Below are 16,303 nucleotides of genomic sequence, written 5' to 3'. Positions count from 1 at the left end.
CCGCTGTCGCTTTCTATCAACAGCTGCCCATTAACGTGGCGCCGGACACTCAGCCCTTCACCGGCACTGAACACCGCACCGCCCAGAGGAATCGAGCCCATATCGATGCGCCGGCCCTGTTCATCGGTGTACACCAGCGTTTCCCCGCCCTCCGGGTGAGGCAGGATTTCAACGCACACCTCGTAGGACACGCTCCAACCCGCCCCGAACAACCCGTCGCGTCGCTCGTCGCGGCTGTTGTAGAAGCGCTGCCAATCGATCGGCAAGACACCGGGCAGCACGAAGTCCAGCTCTTCCTCGCCTCCCAGCACCTTGGCCCCGGTCGCAGCATGCACCGGGTTCGACGAGCCCATGGCGGCGTTGGCCATCGCGCCCATGGCGCTGCTGACGGCCATCGACGTCGCGCCACCGATCAGCATGCACGGCAATTTGCTGAAGAATTTTCCCTTGCCGCCCTTGAGCATCAGCAACGCGGTGACCGCCAGGCCCACGCCCGGGGTCTTGCCGCTGCGGATCTCGCGTACCACCACCGAGCCGCCGCCAATGGTCACGTTGGAGGAAATCAGCCCGGACGATACGACCTTGGCGTCGCAGGTGCTGCGGTCGCCGCTGCGCACGGCAGGCTGGCCGTTGATGGTGACCTTGTCCGAGCCCTCGGCCATGAACTGCGGCGGCATCGGCGGATGCTTCATGCAGACGAGCAGGTCCAGTGGCTTGGGCACTGCGCCGGGCGCCGGGGTGGCGACGGTGGGGCGCCACATCTGCGAGAAGAAGCTCTCGGCGATGTCCAGATAGCTGGGCTCGGCTTCGGGCTCGGGTGCCTCCAGCTCGGTGCCGGCCGGCGCAACATGGGACGGAATCGCCCCGGCGGCCCGGGCGGCGGGCATGTTGTTGGTCAGGGTGTTGGTGGAACCGGTGAGAATCGTCGCCTGCACCGTGGGCGGAAACAGCGCATTGCTGAAGCTCTCGCACAGGTTGCTCAGGCCCTTGTCGGCCCCGGTCTTGCTCATGGCAAGGCCGACGATGGTGCCCACCACCGCGCCGAGCAGAAAGCAACCGAGGCCGCCGGTGGCAACGGTGATGCCCGTGGCCGCCACCACGGCAGCCGTCGCCACCGCGGTGATCGCGATATTGGCCGCCACCTCCAGCACGCCGCCGAGGATGTCGGCCATCATTGAGGTGTGGTCGAGTGCATCGCCCAGGCGGGCGGCCCAGAGTGCGTCAGACATGCAGGGTGCTCATCAGGCCGGAACGTCGAACAACAGCGAACTCTTGATGGTTGCCCAATGCGCGGCTTCGGCATCGCCGAGTTTTTCCGCCTTCACGTAGCTCAGGGCGAGCATTTTGCGGGTGCCGGGCAATACCAGCGCCAACTGATATTGGAAGACTTTGTCGTTGCCCTTGTTGAACTGGCTGCGCAACTCGATGCCTTCGACCTCATGGCTGGCGCCCAGGCGCACGGCGACGCCCGGTTGAAAACGCAAGTCCTGCACTTGTTTTTCCAGGCGCTTGAGCTGGTCGTCGAAGTTGCTTTGCAGGGTTTCGCCCTCGGCCAGCAAGCTGCGGCTGACAATCAGCGAGGTGCCCAGTTCGGGGAACTTGAGGATGTTGATCGTCGCGTCTTGCAGCTCGCCTGCCGGCAGCTGGAACTGGAACTCATTGATGCGGTAAGTCATGGCGCTTGAATCTCGTGGTTAGCCCTTGGGCTTGGGGAATGCGGCATTGATATTGGCGTCGATGCTGGCCTTGACGCCCTGGCCGTCAGGCGTGGCGCCAGGGCCGCCGCCGTTGTTCAGGTGCAGCACGCCGCCGGTGTTGATCTCGGCGTCACCGCTGGCATAGAAGCTTATTTGCACGCCGGTCAGGTTGATCTGGCCGCTGGCATTGAGCTCCAGGATGCTTTCGCCGCATACCAGCCGCAGGTTTTCGCCCACTTCGATGACGTAGCTCTGGCTGATGCTGTCGGTCTTGCGCTGGCCCACCGACAGAATGTCTTCCTGCTTGACGATGCGCAGCCGGTTGTTGCCGATGGTCACCGTCTCGTTATGCCCGATGCTTTTGTTGCGGTCGTGGCCCACCGAGTGGCTTTCATCCACCTCGACCACGATGTCCTGATTGCGCTCGGCATGGATGTACAACTGCTCGGCGCCTTTTTTGTCTTCCATGCGAATTTCGTTGAAATTGGCCGGCGAGCCGCCCTTGCTCGAACGGCTTTTCATGCCGCTCTGGGTAGCGTTTTCCGGCAAGTCGTAGGGCACGGTCTGTTCGGCGTTGTAGACGCGGCCGGTGATGATCGGCCGATCCGGGTCGCCTTCGAGGAAGCTGACGATGACTTCCTGGCCGATTCGTGGGATTTGCATCGAGCCCCAGTTTTTTCCGGCCCAGGATTGCGACACGCGAATCCAGCACGAGCTGTTTTCGTTGGATTGGTCGTGACGGTCCCAATAGAAATGCACTTTCACCCGGCCGAACTGGTCGGTCCAGATTTCCTCGCCCTTGGGGCCGACCACCAGTGCGGTCTGCGGGCCTTTGACGATTGGGCGGTGGGTGTTGGGCAGGGGGCGATAGCTTTGTTGTGCATCAATGCAGGTCAGGCTGCTTTCGAACTGCGCCGAGGCCGCGCCACCGCTGGTTTCCAGGCTTTCCTGGTCAATGTGGTAGCGGGCGCCGACGATCAGGTATTCGCGGTTCTGGTCCTGGCGGCTGAAGCCGGTGAGGCTGAACAAATGACCCGACCCCAGGCCTCGGGCGTTGCCGGCCAGCTCGACCTGTTCGTGCAGGGTCTGCAAGGCTTCGATACGGGTACGTGCGTAGTGTTCGCCGTCTTCGCTTTGCACATAGGTGCCGGGGTAGTCGTACAGCGGATAATCGCCGGCGGTGTGCGGACGGGGCATGGCCGAGCGCACGTCAATCCGCGCGCCAGGGCGCTGGAAGTCATAGTCGTTGAGTTCCAGCGAGCCCGGCTGGACTTGCTGGGCCAGGTGCCAATCGTAGATGTGATCGCGTTCGCGCTGCTGCTCATTCTTGGGGTAGTAGGGCACCGAGGCATAGCCGGGCACGTTGGCATGGGCGCCGTAGGCATCGGCCAGCACCAGCACATGACGACCCTGTTCATGGCGGAAGAAGTAGTAGATTCCTTCCTGTTCCATCAGGCGGCTGACGAAGTCGAAGCTGGTTTCGCGATACTGCACGCAGTATTCCCACTCGCGATAGGGCCGGCTCAGGGTATCTTCGAAATCCGAGAAACCCAGGTCACGAAACACCTGCTTGATGATCTGCGGGATGGTCAGGTTCTGGAAAATCCGGCAATCGGACGTGCGGGTCAACAGCCATAGCCAGGGCCGCAGCGTGACCTGGTAACTGGCGAACTGGCCCTGGTCGACGTTCTGGCTGCAACGGGCAACGATGCCATGGAAATGACGCTCGCCACCGCCGTCCAGTTGCAGGCTCAGGCACATGGGTTTGCCGAGCAACTGGTTGAGGTCGATGGCGTTGTCCAGCGAGTGCAGCTGCAACTCATAGTTGAACAGCCGCCCCAATTCTTCGTCTCCGCCCATGTCCTTGAGCAACAGCACATCCGGCCCCAGGGGGCTGGTGATCTTTGCCAGGCGTGAGAGTTGCTTGAATAGCATCAGTTATCCCTTGTCACTGCTCGGTTCCTTCCTACGGAGGAGGGCCGCTTAGGCGGCGTCGCTGAAGTCGTAGTGCAATTCGTTGTCCCGGGCGCTGATCCGCACCCCTGCCAGCGCTTTGCCTTCGAGCATGCGGGTGAGGAACTCGCGGCTCATGTCCGGTAGCAGGCTGTTGGTCAGAATGGTGTCGATCATCCGCCCGCCGCTTTCGGTTTCGGTGCAACGGGAGACGATCAGGTCGATCACCGCGTCGTCGTAATCGAAGGCCACCTTGTGGGTGTTCTCCACGCGCTTCTTGATGCGGTTGAGTTGCAGGCGGGTGATGGCCTTGAGCATCTCGTCGCTGAGCGGGTAGTACGGAATGGTCACCAGGCGGCCCAGCAAGGCCGGCGGGAAAATCTCCAGCAGTGGTTGGCGCAGGGCCTTGGCGATTTCTTCGGGCTCCGGCACGTTTTGCGGGTCTTTGCAGACCTGGGCAATCAGCTCGGTGCCAGCGTTGGTGGTCAGCAGAATCAAGGTGTTCTTGAAGTCGATCACCCGGCCTTCGCCGTCCTCCATCACACCTTTGTCGAAGACCTGGAAGAAGATCTCGTGCACATCCGGGTGAGCCTTTTCCACCTCGTCCAGCAGCACCACGCTGTAGGGTTTGCGCCGCACGGCTTCGGTCAGCACGCCGCCTTCGCCATAGCCGATGTAGCCCGGTGGCGCGCCCTTGAGGGTGGACACCGTGTGAGCTTCCTGGAATTCACTCATGTTGATGGTGATGACGTTTTGCTCGCCGCCGTACATGGCTTCGGCCAGGGCCAGGGCGGTTTCGGTCTTGCCCACGCCGGAGGTGCCGGCGAGCATGAATACCCCGATCGGCTTGCTCGGGTTGTCGAGGCCGGCGCGGGAGGTCTGGATGCGTTTGGCGATCATCTGCAAGGCGTGGTCCTGGCCGATGATGCGTTTTTTCAGGTGCAGGTCGAGGTTGAGCACGGTTTCCAGTTCGTTACGGGCCATGCGGCCCACCGGAATCCCGGTCCAGTCGGCGACCACCGAGGCCACGGCCTGGTAATCGACCGTCGGCAGAATCAACGGGGTTTCGCCTTGCAGGGCGCTGAGACGCTGTTGCAGGTCCACCAGTTTTTCGCGCAAGGCGTGGCTGGTCTCGCTGCCGTCCTCGCTGTCCACCACGCCGACGCGTTCACGCAGGGTGGCGCGGGTGGCGAGCAATTCGTCTACCAGGGTTTTCTCTTCGGCCCAGCGACTTTCCAGCTCGGCGAGGCGTTCGCGTTCGGCACTCAGCAGGTTTTCACTTTGGGTTTGGCGGGCGCCGATGACGATGCCGATGGCGTGCTCGCGGGCGATGATCTGCAGCTCGGTTTCCAACGCCTCGATGCGCCGACGGCTGTCGTCCACTTCGGCCGGCACGGCGTGCAGGCTGATGGCAACGCGGGCGCAGGCGGTGTCCAGCAGGCTCACGGATTTGTCCGGCAGCTGGCGCGCGGGGATGTAGCGATGGGACAGTTTGACCGAGGCTTCCAGGGCTTCGTCGAGGATCTGCACCTGATGGTGTTTTTCCATGGTCGAGGCCACGCCGCGCATCATCAACAGCGCCTTGTCTTCCGACGGCTCGGCCACTTGCACCACCTGGAAGCGGCGGGTCAGGGCCGGGTCTTTTTCGATATGCTTTTTGTACTCGGCCCAGGTCGTGGCGGCCACGGTGCGCAGGGTGCCCCGGGCCAGGGCCGGCTTGAGCAGGTTGGCAGCGTCCCCGGTGCCGGCGGCGCCACCGGCACCTACCAGGGTGTGGGCTTCGTCGATAAACAGGATGATCGGTTTTGGTGAGGCCTGGACGTCTTCGATGACTTGGCGCAGGCGCTGTTCGAATTCACCTTTCATGCTCGCGCCGGCCTGTAGCAGGCCGACGTCCAGGCTGCGCAGTTCCACATCCTTGAGCGCCGGCGGTACGTCACCGGCGACGATGCGCAGGGCAAAACCTTCGACCACGGCGGTTTTACCGACGCCGGCTTCACCGGTCAGAATCGGGTTGTTCTGCCGACGACGCATGAGGATGTCTACCAATTGGCGGATCTCTTCGTCACGGCCGACGATCGGGTCAAGCTTGCCACTGCGCGCTTGTTCGGTGAGGTCGACGGTAAAACGCTTGAGCGCTTCCTGCTTGCCCATGGCACTTGGGGCCATGGCGCCACTGGCTTCACCGGGCACGCTGCCGGCGTTGAAACCATCGCTGGCGCTGAGTGCATTTTCCGGCGAGTCGCCGACGTACTCGTCAAAACGCTCGCTCAGGGCCTCGACCTTGATCTTGTCGAACTCTGCCGACAGTCCCAGTAATCCATGGCGCAGGCTTGGGGTCTTGAGGATGCCCAGCACCAGATAACCGGTACGCACCTGGCTTTCGCCGAACATCAGGCTGCCGTAGACCCAGCCACGCTCCACGGCTTCTTCCACATGGGAAGACAAGTCAGTGATTGACGTCGAGCCTCGTGGCAAACGGTCCAGGGCGTCGGTCAGGTCCCGGGCCAGGCGCGCCGGCTCGATATTGAACTGGCGGATGAGGCGGTGCAGGTCCGAATCCTGCAATTGCAGCAACTGATGAAACCAGTGGGCCAGTTCCACATAAGGGTTACCGCGCAACTTGCAGAACACGGTGGCGGCTTCGATGGCTTTGTAGGCCACGCTGTTGAGTTTGCCGAACAACGCGGCGCGACTGATTTCACCCATGCTCTTGGCTCCTTGAGATCTGTGAGGTGTTGGCTTGCTCGGCGTAATGCCGGGCCAGTATTAAGTCCTTGGCATCTTTTGCGGGCTTGCCCACCCAGGTATTGAACCCCAGGCGGAAGCGGCCATTGAGTTGCAGCGTCGGCACTTCGGGCTGTTTCAGAACCAGGTTCAGATCCCAGTCCAGTTCATGGCCCAGGTATTCGGCCACCCAGGCCACCAGCTCATTGAAGGATGGGCTGCCGGGCAACATGCTCATGTAGTCGTCCAGCTTGAGCGGCCCCAGGCGAATGCGGAATTTGTGCTGGCGATCCCAGACGCAGCGGCCCAGGCAAAAATCCACGCCCAATTGATGGGCGCTGACGCCCACGCGGCTGCGCTCCGGCAGCACCAGCCATTGGCCGACGTACTCTTCGATCTCCACCGGCAGGCCGAAGTACTCGCTGATGATTGCCTTCAAACCGTCGGGATAGCGGGTTTGTGCCGACAGATGACCGCTGTAATGCAGCTTCGCCGTGTCGGGTATCAGGCCTTGTTTGAGCAGGCTCGGCATGCCTCGACCGCTCAGCGCTGCCAGACGTGCCGACCAGTAGTCATCGTCCGGGCGATCATGGCTGACTGTCGGTCGCGCTTCGGCCCAGGCCCGGTAAAACAGGCTCAGCAGGCGATGGTGGAATACATCCAGAAAGCGTTTGCTGGTGCTGTCGGCGTTGTTGCGCTGGCGTTCACGCACATATTCGGTGAGGTGCAACGGCAACGGGCCGTTGGGGCCGCCGAGGCCAAAAAAGAATTGTTCCAGACGTGCCGGCGAACCGTCGATGCCCGGCTGTACCGAGGCCAGGGTCGCCGGAGCGAAGGTGCAATCGGCTTGCTGCCCAAGGCGCAAGGGGTCATCGGCCAGGCGCAACGAATGACCCAGGCGCGGAAGCTCAGGCGATTCGCACTCGATGCGCCGTAATGCCTGGAAGAAGTCGTATTCCCAGGGCTCCTGGTGCATCGCGTCCAGGGTATTCACAGGGTCGGACGACGTCCGGGTTTGGCTTTCCATCGCATGATCTCGCCGCGCTCGGTGGTACGGATCACCGTCTCGGTAAAACTGTTGATCGACACGTAACGTGCCAGGAAGCGCTCGAACACTGCACCGAGCAAAAAGACGCCCGTGCCACGAAACGCGTTCTCATCGAATTCCAGGGTGATCTCCAGGCCGCGGCCAAACACGATCGGGCCCGGCATTGGCAAACGTCGGGTGCAGGCCTTGCTGCTGACTTCGCGCAGGCCTTCGATCTGCAATTGCAAGGCTGCATCGTTGTCGTCGCCATACAGGCGCAGCAGCTCGCGCAGGGCGGCGGCGCCCTGGCCTTGCTCGCTGAGGGACAAGTAATTGAGCGAAAGCTGGCTGATCAACCGCCAGGCCTTGGCGTCGTGGGCATGGCTGGCGCGTGGGCGGCTCGGGCCGGCCACGCAGCGTACCGCCGCTACCGGTGCGCTGTCGGCCAGGGTGAAGTCGGTCTTGTTGTTGCCCACGCTCATGAACAGGGGCAGGTCGCGGTTGGTGCATAACGCCGTTACGCCCAATTGGCGCAGGTCGTGACGATAGGGCGCCTGCTGGCTGTCCACCAGACTGACGAAGGTTTCGCTGCCGATGTAAGTCGAACGTGGGCCGTTGCGCCGCTGGCCGCTGGAGAGCATGCGGGGTTCGCGCCGCACCGTGTAATACGCCTGATCGCGGCCGTAGCGAGACGGATCGCGGACGGCGTAGAACGGCAAAAAAGGCTGTTCCGACCCGGTGCCATGGCCGGTGAGGGCGGTCAGGGAATGAATCTCGAAATCCATCGGCCGGGTACGGTCGGCGATCACATGGTGTTCATTCACCCGTTCCGACAAGTGGATGCGATCCAGGCGCTTGGGAAACAAGTTGATTGCCGGGGTGCAGAACGGCAGGAACTGCGCGGCACCGACACTGCCTTCCAGGCTCGGATCGTGACGGTCGAACAGCACGATCAATTCCAGCTCCTGGCCCTGGCAGCGTTTGACCGCCCGGCTCAACCCGGTGAAGTCGACAAACAGAAAGCGGCGGGGCAGGGCGAAGTATTCCTGCAACAGGCGATAGCCCTGGAAGGCTCGCGACACCACGGGCAGCGCGGCGTCGGTATCGTCGAACCCCACGGAGCGCAGTGCATCCTGGGGCAGGCGTTCTACCCAATCGCCGCCGGGCTGACGGGCGAAGACGGCGCAGGCGTTACCCAGCAACTGTTCGTAGAGGCGAAAGGGTTGTTCGTCGGCGCCGTTGAGGTACAACGGCAGGTTGTCCAGGGCCAGACTGTTGAAAGGCAGTTCGGCACCGGTGCGCAGGGTCAGGCGCAGGCCAGCCTTGGCCTTGGGGGCGCTGGCGGCCAGGCGCCCGAGCACGGCGGACGGGTTGCCGAAGTACTCGGCCTGGCTGACCTGCAATGGCCACAACGTCACCGCATGGGCGGTGCGGTACTCACAGCAGGTTTGGCTTTCGCGACCCAGGGCTGCGCGCAGAACCGTATCCCGGGGCAACGGGAAGCCGCTGCTCAGTGAGCCTTCATCGGGGTCTGCCTGAAATTGCACCACGGTCATCGACGGTGTCGGCGCCAGGTAATGGGGGTACGCGATTTCCAGCAGGTTGTGGGTGAAGGTCGGGTATTCGGCATCGAGCTTGAGCTGTACCCGCGCCGTCAGGTAGGCGAACCCTTCCAGCAAGCGCTCGACGTACGGATCGGCGCAGTCCATGCCGGACAACGTCAGCCGACTGGCGATTTTCGGGTATTCCTGGGCGAACTCCGCCGCGCTTTCGCGTACGTGGTGCAATTCCTGGTTGTACAGTTCCAGCAGGCGCGGGTTCATGAGTGTCTCCGCTGGTCGGCGTTGACCACTCGCACATGGCCGGATTCCAGGTCCAGGTCGGTTTGCAGCATCAGGCGCAGCGGCACTGGCTGCGCCCAGAGATCGCCTTCGATCTCGAAACTCAGGGCGTTGTGATTCATCTCGGCGGATGCCCGGGCCCGCACGCGCAGGGTATGGCGCAGAATTCGCGGCTCGAACGTGGCGATGGCCTGGTGGATCAGTGCTTCAAGCGCCGCGATATCGACGTTCGATGCACTGTTGCCGGCCAGGGCTGGCAGCCCGAAGTTGACCACCGAAGTGCCGGCCGGTGTGTGCAGCGTCGCATCGGCGCTGAGCAATGACGTGGTGTTGAGCAGCCACGCCAGGTCCCGCAGCACCGAGGCTTTGAGTTGGGTCAGGGACAGCACGCGCTTGTCGGCGCTTTCCTTGAGGTTGCCTGGGTCGTCGTCGGTCAACCGATCCAGCAGGGACGGTTGCAGGCGATCGCGGGTGGCGATGTCGGTTACCACGTAAATGGCGCTACATACATTTTTTGGTCCCCTCCCGTGCCGCAGGACGCAAACGTGTTGACCGCTCCCGCCTCCAGCCCTCCCGGGATCTGGCGGATAGCCTGCATTTTGCTGAGGCAGTCGCGGCTGGGCGCAGGCATGTGCTCGCTGCGCCAGACCGAAAATATCGGGATGTTGTTGAACGTTTCTACGCGCAGTTGCTGTTGTTTATTCAGGCTGAAGCTGCAAGGCCATTCCATGTCCAGCTTCATGCGACTCTGGTCGGGTTTGACCAGCGTGCATTGACCCTGGTCGTTAATCAGGCTGAGTTGCTGCCCAACAAAGACGGCCTGGGTTGTTGGCATCTGGGCATGTTCGGCGCATGCGCTCAGGCTGGTCAGGCTTATCGCCAGGCACATGGCGAGCCGGTGATTTTTCATTATGCGAGCTCCCAGAACCAGACAGCTCTGGACCTGTAAAAGAGGTCGCCGGTTTGGGTCAGGCCCCGATTCCATAGATCAATATGATCGCCAGTACGATTGTCCGCCGACTCCCCTGACTGCTGGAAACAGTCCTTGAAGAAGATAAGCCCGGTCTTGCCCATCAACGTGCGACGCTCCTCGGCGCTGTTACCCAGAATGGTTGGCCGCCCCAGATGATGCTTCCACAACCAGTTCGCCAGCGACTCGGCACCCCGGGCGTGCTCATGTGCACACTTGGGTTCGGTATAGGTGGATTTGTTGACCTTGATGGTCAGCTCTGCATTGAGTGTCGCGCTCATGCGGATAGCACACTGGTTTTCCCAAGGGCCCTCACAGGGCTTGGCGTCAGGATACGTAACCAGAAGGTCGGAATAGGCTTTCCACAAATTGACAAACGAAGGCTTGGCCATGACTCAGACACCGGATGGGAAAGGATTGGATTCGAGCAAGCACCAAAATGCCCCCGGCGCATAACGACGGGGGCACGTTCGATTACACCTTGACGTTCTGGCGGATGTTCCAGCCGAACTTGATCGGCCCGCCTTCCTTGGTGCCGTCGGCTTTTTGCGGCTGGTAGTCCACCAGCACCTTGGCGAAGTTCAGGGTGACGTTTTCAGTCAGACGATCATCGCTGCCCGAGCCGCCGGTGCTCAGGGAACTGATCAGCACTTCTTCCAGGTTGATGATCATGTACTCGACCTGGCTTTCGCCGCCGGCCTTGCGCACGGTCAGCTTGACCTTGTCGATGTGCTTGCCGCTGGCGCAGTGCATCATCAGGTTGGGTGTAGCCTTGTCGACGTACTTGGTCAGCGACAGGTCCTGGACGTTCACCTTGCCGGCTCCGCCGCCGCCGCCCACGTGCATATTGCCGGACTGAGACATGCCCCAGCTCCAGTTCAAGACGTCGATTTCGTCCTTGTGGGCCTTGTCCATGGACTCGCCCTTGATGTCGCCGATCTTGATGAAAATATCAACAGCCATGTTCTCTCCCTGTGTGGTGTCTACCACGTTGTGTTTTTCTGATCGTTCCCACGCTGAGCGTGGGGACGATCACATCAAGGGCGGTGTTACGCGCCTTTGGCCGAAGGCAGCTTGGATACCAGGCGCAGTGACACAGTCAGACCTTCGAGCTGATAGTGCGGGCGCAGGTAGAACCGGGAGTTGTAATACCCCGGGTTGCCTTCCACCTCTTCGACAATCACTTCGGCCGCCGCCAATGGGTGCTGGGCCTTGGTGGTTTCGGTGGAGTGCGCTGGGTCACCGTCGACGTAGTTGAGGATCCAGTCCTGCAACCAGCGCTGCATTTCGTCCTTCTCTTTGAAGGAGCCGATCTTGTCGCGCACGATGCACTTCAAGTAATGGGCGAAACGGCAGGTGGCGAACAGGTAGGGCAGGCGCGCGGCCAGGTTGGCGTTGGCGGTAGCATCCGGGTCGTCGTACTCGGCCGGCTTTTGCAGCGACTGGGCGCCGATGAACGCGGCGAAGTCGGTGTTTTTCTTGTGCAGCAGCGGCATGAAACCGTTCTTCGCCAGTTCCGCTTCACGGCGGTCCGAAATGGCGATTTCGGTCGGGCACTTCATGTCCACGCCACCGTCGTCGGTCGGGAAGGTGTGCGCCGGCAGGTTCTCCACTTCACCACCAGACTCCACGCCACGAATGCGCGAGCACCAGCCAAAGTGTTTGAACGAGCGGTTGATGTTCACCGCCATCGCGTAAGCGGCGTTGGCCCAGGTGTACTTGGAGCTGTCGGCGCCGTCGGTGTTTTCTTCGAAGGCGAAGGCTTCCACCGGGTCGGTCTTGGCACCGTACGGCAGGCGTGCCAGGAAGCGCGGCATGGTCAGGCCGATGTAACGCGAGTCTTCCGATTCACGCAGCGAGCGCCAGCCGGCATATTCCGGGGTGGTGAAGATTTTGGTCAGATCGCGCGGGTTCGACAGTTCCTGCCACGAGCCCATGCCCATCACGGTCGGCGATGCGGCGGCAATGAATGGCGCGTGCATGGCGGCGCAGACTTTCGACAGTTCGCCCAGCAATTCGACATCCGGCGGCGACTGGTCGAAGTAGTAATCGCCCACCAGGCAGCCGTAAGGTTCGCCGCCGAACTGGCCGTATTCTTCTTCGTACATCTTTTTGAAGATCGGGCTCTGGTCCCATGCGGTGCCCTTGAATTTCTTCAGGGTCTTGTGCAGGTCGGTCTTGGAGATGTTGAGCACGCGGATCTTGAGCTGCTCGTCGCTCTCGGTATTGTTGACCAGGTAGTGCAAGCCACGCCAGGCGCTTTCCAGTTGCTGGAACTCCGGGTGATGGATGACCTGGTTGACCTGGGCGGTGAGCTTGGCGTCGATGGCGGCGATGATCGACTCGATCGACTTGATGGCGTCGTTGGACACCAGGTCGGTCTGCGCCAGGGCCTGCTCGGCCAGGGTGCGCACGGCGGTCTCGACGGCTTCACGGGCGCGTTCGGTCTTGGGTTTGAATTCTTGCAGCAGCAGGGAGGCGAACTCGCTGGCTTCTTCGGTGGTGCCCAGTGTCTGGGCGCTTGCGCGTACTGGATCGGTCATGATCATTCGTCCTGATTAAGCCTGAGGCTCGGCGGGCTTGGGCGCACTGGCAAGTGCCTGGAGCAGCGCCGGATCCTTGATGGCCTTCATGATGATTTCTTCGGCACCGGTCTTGCCGTCCATGTAGGTCAGCAGGTTGGCCAATTGAGTGCGCGCTTCGAGCAGTTTGTTCAGCGAGTCGACCTTGCGCGCCACGGCGGCCGGGCTGAAGTCGTCCATGCTTTCAAAGGTGATGTCCAGGCTCAGGTTGCCTTCGCCGGTCAGCTCGTTGGGCACGTGGAACGCAACGCGTGGCTGCATGGCCTTGAGGCGGGAGTCGAAGTTGTCCACATCCACTTCAAGGAACTTGCGATCGGCCACAGGTGCCAGAGGCTCGGCCGGCTTGCCGGCGAGGTCAGCCATAACGCCCATTACGAAGGGCAACTGGACCTTTTTCTCGGCGCCGTAAAGCTCGACGTCGTACTCGATCTGCACTCGAGGCGCACGGTTGCGCGCGATGAATTTCTGAGAACTTTGCTTCGCCACGTTGCTGCTCCTGGTCGCTCAAGCGACGGTGTTGGCGTCATCGGCGGTGCCGGTGACGTGACTGCGTGATCCGTACGCTTTTATTCGCTGTCTGGTCCGCGCAGGTTTTCAAATTGGCTGATGCCGTCGGGAATCAGGTTGCGCACGATCGCCGCGAAGTCGGCGTGCACCAGATTCTTTGCCCGATTCAACAGCACCGGCAGGGGGCTGGAGGGCTCGTGACGGGTGTAATACGCAAGAATCCGGTCCAGGCTGCGCAGCACGTCGTCACGGTTGTTGATTTCGCCGCTGCTGGCGTTAGCGTTGCGCGGCGCGCTTGGCGCGGTGGGGTATTCAACCGGCGCGGCACTGTCGTCGCTGATGGCATCGGGCTGGGGGCTGTCGCCGCTCTGCGGGGCGAACTGGCCGAGAATCTGCAAGGCCATTTTGAGCGGTTGCTTCAATGGGCCAAGGTCAACGCCCTGGGCGGAGCCGACTTGTTCGCTGACGTGTTGCTCGATGGTCTCGGCGGCGCTACGGGCCTCGTGCAAGGCTTTGCGGATGATGTCCAACTGTTCGGGATCGCTGTCGAGGAACGCTCCGGCGAGTTGTTCGGCGCCGAGGTTTTCGTCAGGGAAGCTTTGCAGACCGCTGGCGTTGGCGGCGGCGCGCAGGCTGACAGCGCCAAAGGTTCGCGAACGGGCCAGGATACTTTCGCGCAACAGGCGAATGGTGGCATCGGACGCCAGGCCGGCGAGGGCATTGATGCGCACGGTGGGATCGTTGTCGTCTTCGGCATCCAGGCGTGGATGCAGGTCGGCCCAGTATTGCTTGAGCAATTCGCTGATCAGCGTCAGGACGCGGGCCAGGCCGGGGACACCTTCCAGGGCAAGGGAGCTTTGCAAAAGGAAATGGGTGATACGCAGGTCTTTGCTGCGTTGCAACAAATCCAGGCTTTGCTGCTGGATGCTGCGCCATTCAGGCGGTTCGGCAGGCAATATCGAATCGCCCATGCTGCGCTCGGGCTGGCCTTGGGAATCGCGTTCCAGGCGCAAAAAGTCAGCGTCGTATTCCAGATCTTCGCCACAAGGCGAAGTCGCGGAAACGGCGGCGAGCAGCAAAGGCACTTCCACTGAAATTGATCTCCCTATCGCCCGCGACAGAAACGGGCAGTTCACACGTTAGTTCCAAGTGGAACTTCGCATGTTTCCTTGTGTGTAATGGCCCTTTGGATCCTCTGTGATCTTAAAGTGCCATCACTGTATTCAAGAAAGTTGTTCATTTTTGGTGTAGTACTTATGGCTTGTCAAGGTAAGCTATTTCTCCTGTGTGACAGATGTGAGGTGCTTAACAACCCTCGCGACCGGTAGGTCCAAGAAGGTACTGACGCAGATTTTTTGTCACGTAAACCGGTTAAGATCAGCAAATGTGCTGGTAAAAAGCTGTTTTTTAGGTTGTTTGCAAGGTTTGTCGGCGAGCTTCGCGGGGATTGATCCCTTCATTCGCCGGCGCGCAAAGTGTGCAGCAAGGAGGCAAGATGCCGCTGTGTTTGACTATCACTAGTTATCACAAGATTACCCCTGGTCAATGCTCTGAAAAATCCATGGATCAGGGAGTAATGGCAATTGGCCGTAATTCTGATAATGACTGGATATTGCCCGATCCAGAGCGCTTGGTTTCCGGAAAGCATTGCGTTATTCAATATAAAGATGGCCGGTATTATTTAACCGATAACAGCACTAATGGTGTGGAATTGGTTAAGGCCGGCATTCGTCTGCGCAAAGGAAACAGCGAGCCATTGCAAGATGGGGAAGTTATCCGCATAGGTGATTATGAAATCCAGGCGCGCATCGATTTCAATCTGCCGGTGACTGACAACAACCCTTTTGCCGATTCGTCCAACAGCTTCGAGGCTCTGATGGGGCGTCAGGGCGCCGGCGTGGCTACGCCGACATCGTCGCCCATGACACCACCTGCACATTTCCAGGGTGTGTCGGCCATGGACACGCTGCCGGACTTGTTCGACTTTCTGGCACCGACCACCGTCCCGCCGGCCACCCAGTCCGACCATGTCCCGGCTGAGCAGCACGACTTCCGCCCACCGACCCCGATCCCCAACCCGACGCTCATGGCCGAGCCTGTGCCGCTGGCGTCGGCCCCAGCCCCAGCGCCGGTGATTCCGGAAGATTGGGACCTGTTCAGCGACAAGCCCGCGCCAGTGGCGGTTGCCCCCCTGCCTGTCGCCCCCTTGCCTGTTGCAGAAGTTGCGCCACCACCCGTACCTCAAATCAGCGTGCCGATCGAGCCGGCACCCCTGCGCGAACCGCCCGTGGCTATCGTTGAGCCCCCGGTCAATCCGGTCAGCCCGGTCGACCATTCGCAACCCGACCTGTTGCGAGCCTTTCTGCGCGGCGCCGGGCTGGATCAAGTGCGCCTGGAAAAGGCCCAGGCCGAAGCGCAGATGGAAAACATCGGCCGCAGTTATCGATTGATGGTCGAAGGCCTGATCGATGTCTTGCGCGCCCGCAGCAGCCTCAAGGGCGAGTTTCGCATTCAGCAGACGATGATTCAGCCGGTGGAAAACAACCCGCTGAAATTCGCTCCCAACGTCGATGAGGCCTTGCTGCTGCTGTTGCGCCACACCAATCAAGCGTTCATGGCGCCGGACCTGGCGGTGCGCGACAGCTTCGATGACTTGCGTGCCCACCAGTTGGCGGTGATGGCCGGTGTGGAAGCGGCGATCAAGCATCTGCTGGCGCGTTTCGAGCCGGCACAACTGGAAGAGCGCATGGGCAAGCCCGGTGGCCTGTCGAGCATTTTCAATGGTTCACGACAGGCCCAGTACTGGCAGCAGTTCACCGAGCTCTACAGCAATATTTCCCGTGAGGCCCAGGAGGATTTCCAGGACCTGTTCGGTCGGGAATTCAGCCGTGCCTACGAAGAACACAGTACCAGGCAACGCCGCCGCTGAGCGTGGCCGTTGCATAACGGCATTCAGAGCAAAGAACGGAACAACGGATAGCTGAAACGTCATTGAGGAC

The 16,303-nt window shown here is 61.3% G+C and carries 14 protein-coding genes; 1 reads left to right on the top strand and 13 read right to left on the bottom strand.

Annotated features, from left to right (window positions below):
• The 13 genes from AC07V0_RS24485 to tssA all read right to left on the bottom strand — a co-directional run.
• The coding region (locus AC07V0_RS24485) for a DUF6531 domain-containing protein (protein WP_492568620.1) at window positions 1-1,229 on the bottom strand (1,229 nt) is incomplete at its 3' end.
• A 12-nt stretch (window positions 1,230-1,241) separates the two neighbouring features.
• Complete coding sequence (locus AC07V0_RS24480; RefSeq protein ID WP_086945205.1) at window positions 1,242-1,676, bottom strand: DcrB-related protein; 435 nt, start codon at window positions 1,674-1,676, stop codon at window positions 1,242-1,244.
• An 18-nt stretch (window positions 1,677-1,694) separates the two neighbouring features.
• Window positions 1,695-3,632, bottom strand: coding sequence for a type VI secretion system Vgr family protein (locus AC07V0_RS24475; protein ID WP_086945204.1), 1,938 nt, complete (start codon window positions 3,630-3,632; stop codon window positions 1,695-1,697).
• Window positions 3,633-3,680: 48 nt separating this feature from the next.
• Entirely contained in the window at window positions 3,681-6,359 is a 2,679-nt protein-coding gene (tssH, locus tag AC07V0_RS24470; protein WP_018927410.1) for a type VI secretion system ATPase TssH, read from the bottom strand.
• Window positions 6,352-7,404, bottom strand: a complete 1,053-nt coding sequence (gene tssG, locus AC07V0_RS24465; protein WP_086945203.1) for a type VI secretion system baseplate subunit TssG — start codon at window positions 7,402-7,404, stop codon at window positions 6,352-6,354. Before tssG ends, tssH begins: the two co-directional genes overlap by 8 nt.
• A complete protein-coding gene (gene tssF / locus AC07V0_RS24460) occupies window positions 7,368-9,227 on the bottom strand; it encodes a type VI secretion system baseplate subunit TssF (RefSeq protein WP_018927412.1) in 1,860 nt (619 codons plus the stop codon). Before tssF ends, tssG begins: the two co-directional genes overlap by 37 nt.
• Complete coding sequence (gene tssE / locus AC07V0_RS24455) at window positions 9,224-9,736, bottom strand: type VI secretion system baseplate subunit TssE (protein ID WP_018927413.1); 513 nt, start codon at window positions 9,734-9,736, stop codon at window positions 9,224-9,226. The genes tssF and tssE overlap by 4 nt, the downstream gene beginning before the upstream one ends.
• Entirely contained in the window at window positions 9,730-10,155 is a 426-nt protein-coding gene (locus AC07V0_RS24450) for a hypothetical protein (RefSeq protein WP_018927414.1), read from the bottom strand. Before AC07V0_RS24450 ends, tssE begins: the two co-directional genes overlap by 7 nt.
• Entirely contained in the window at window positions 10,155-10,607 is a 453-nt protein-coding gene (locus AC07V0_RS24445) for a type VI secretion system amidase effector protein Tae4 (RefSeq protein ID WP_018927415.1), read from the bottom strand. The genes AC07V0_RS24450 and AC07V0_RS24445 overlap by 1 nt, the downstream gene beginning before the upstream one ends.
• Window positions 10,608-10,689: 82 nt before the next feature.
• Window positions 10,690-11,178 carry an Hcp family type VI secretion system effector gene (locus AC07V0_RS24440; RefSeq protein ID WP_018927416.1) on the bottom strand — a complete coding sequence of 163 codons (489 nt, stop codon included), beginning with the start codon at window positions 11,176-11,178 and terminating at the stop codon, window positions 10,690-10,692.
• A gap of 86 nt (window positions 11,179-11,264) precedes the next feature.
• Window positions 11,265-12,758, bottom strand: a complete 1,494-nt coding sequence (tssC, locus tag AC07V0_RS24435; protein ID WP_018927417.1) for a type VI secretion system contractile sheath large subunit — start codon at window positions 12,756-12,758, stop codon at window positions 11,265-11,267.
• 15 nt (window positions 12,759-12,773) lie between these two features.
• Window positions 12,774-13,283 carry a type VI secretion system contractile sheath small subunit gene (tssB, locus tag AC07V0_RS24430; protein ID WP_007894500.1) on the bottom strand — a complete coding sequence of 170 codons (510 nt, stop codon included), beginning with the start codon at window positions 13,281-13,283 and terminating at the stop codon, window positions 12,774-12,776.
• Between the two features lie 80 nt (window positions 13,284-13,363).
• Window positions 13,364-14,395, bottom strand: coding sequence for a type VI secretion system protein TssA (tssA, locus tag AC07V0_RS24425; protein ID WP_064621133.1), 1,032 nt, complete (start codon window positions 14,393-14,395; stop codon window positions 13,364-13,366).
• A 404-nt stretch (window positions 14,396-14,799) separates the two neighbouring features.
• Here tssA and tagH point away from each other — a divergent pair, with 404 nt between their 5' ends.
• The gene (gene tagH, locus AC07V0_RS24420; protein WP_086945202.1) at window positions 14,800-16,233 is read left to right on the top strand and encodes a type VI secretion system-associated FHA domain protein TagH; all 1,434 of its coding nucleotides are present in this window, start codon (window positions 14,800-14,802) and stop codon (window positions 16,231-16,233) included.
• Window positions 16,234-16,303: the final 70 nt, after the last annotated feature.

It is taken from the genome of Pseudomonas sp. GW821-FHT01E10, assembly GCF_059422365.1.
Note: the sequence above shows the minus strand (reverse complement) of the source record. Positions and strands in the feature narration are given on the sequence as shown.

Excerpts from the sequence above, each read along its gene's own strand:
- AC07V0_RS24480 (WP_086945205.1), bottom strand. The coding sequence starts at position 1,676 with ATGACTTACCGCATCAATGAGTTCCAGTTCCAGCTGCCGGCAGGCGAG.
- AC07V0_RS24475 (WP_086945204.1), bottom strand. The coding sequence starts at position 3,632 with ATGCTATTCAAGCAACTCTCACGCCTGGCAAAGATCACCAGCCCCCTG.
- tssH (WP_018927410.1), bottom strand. The coding sequence starts at position 6,359 with ATGGGTGAAATCAGTCGCGCCGCGTTGTTCGGCAAACTCAACAGCGTG.
- tssG (WP_086945203.1), bottom strand. The coding sequence starts at position 7,404 with ATGGAAAGCCAAACCCGGACGTCGTCCGACCCTGTGAATACCCTGGAC.
- tssF (WP_018927412.1), bottom strand. The coding sequence starts at position 9,227 with ATGAACCCGCGCCTGCTGGAACTGTACAACCAGGAATTGCACCACGTA.
- AC07V0_RS24450 (WP_018927414.1), bottom strand. The coding sequence starts at position 10,155 with ATGAAAAATCACCGGCTCGCCATGTGCCTGGCGATAAGCCTGACCAGC.
- AC07V0_RS24445 (WP_018927415.1), bottom strand. The coding sequence starts at position 10,607 with ATGGCCAAGCCTTCGTTTGTCAATTTGTGGAAAGCCTATTCCGACCTT.
- AC07V0_RS24440 (WP_018927416.1), bottom strand. The coding sequence starts at position 11,178 with ATGGCTGTTGATATTTTCATCAAGATCGGCGACATCAAGGGCGAGTCC.
- tssC (WP_018927417.1), bottom strand. The coding sequence starts at position 12,758 with ATGACCGATCCAGTACGCGCAAGCGCCCAGACACTGGGCACCACCGAA.
- tagH (WP_086945202.1), top strand. The coding sequence starts at position 14,800 with ATGCCGCTGTGTTTGACTATCACTAGTTATCACAAGATTACCCCTGGT.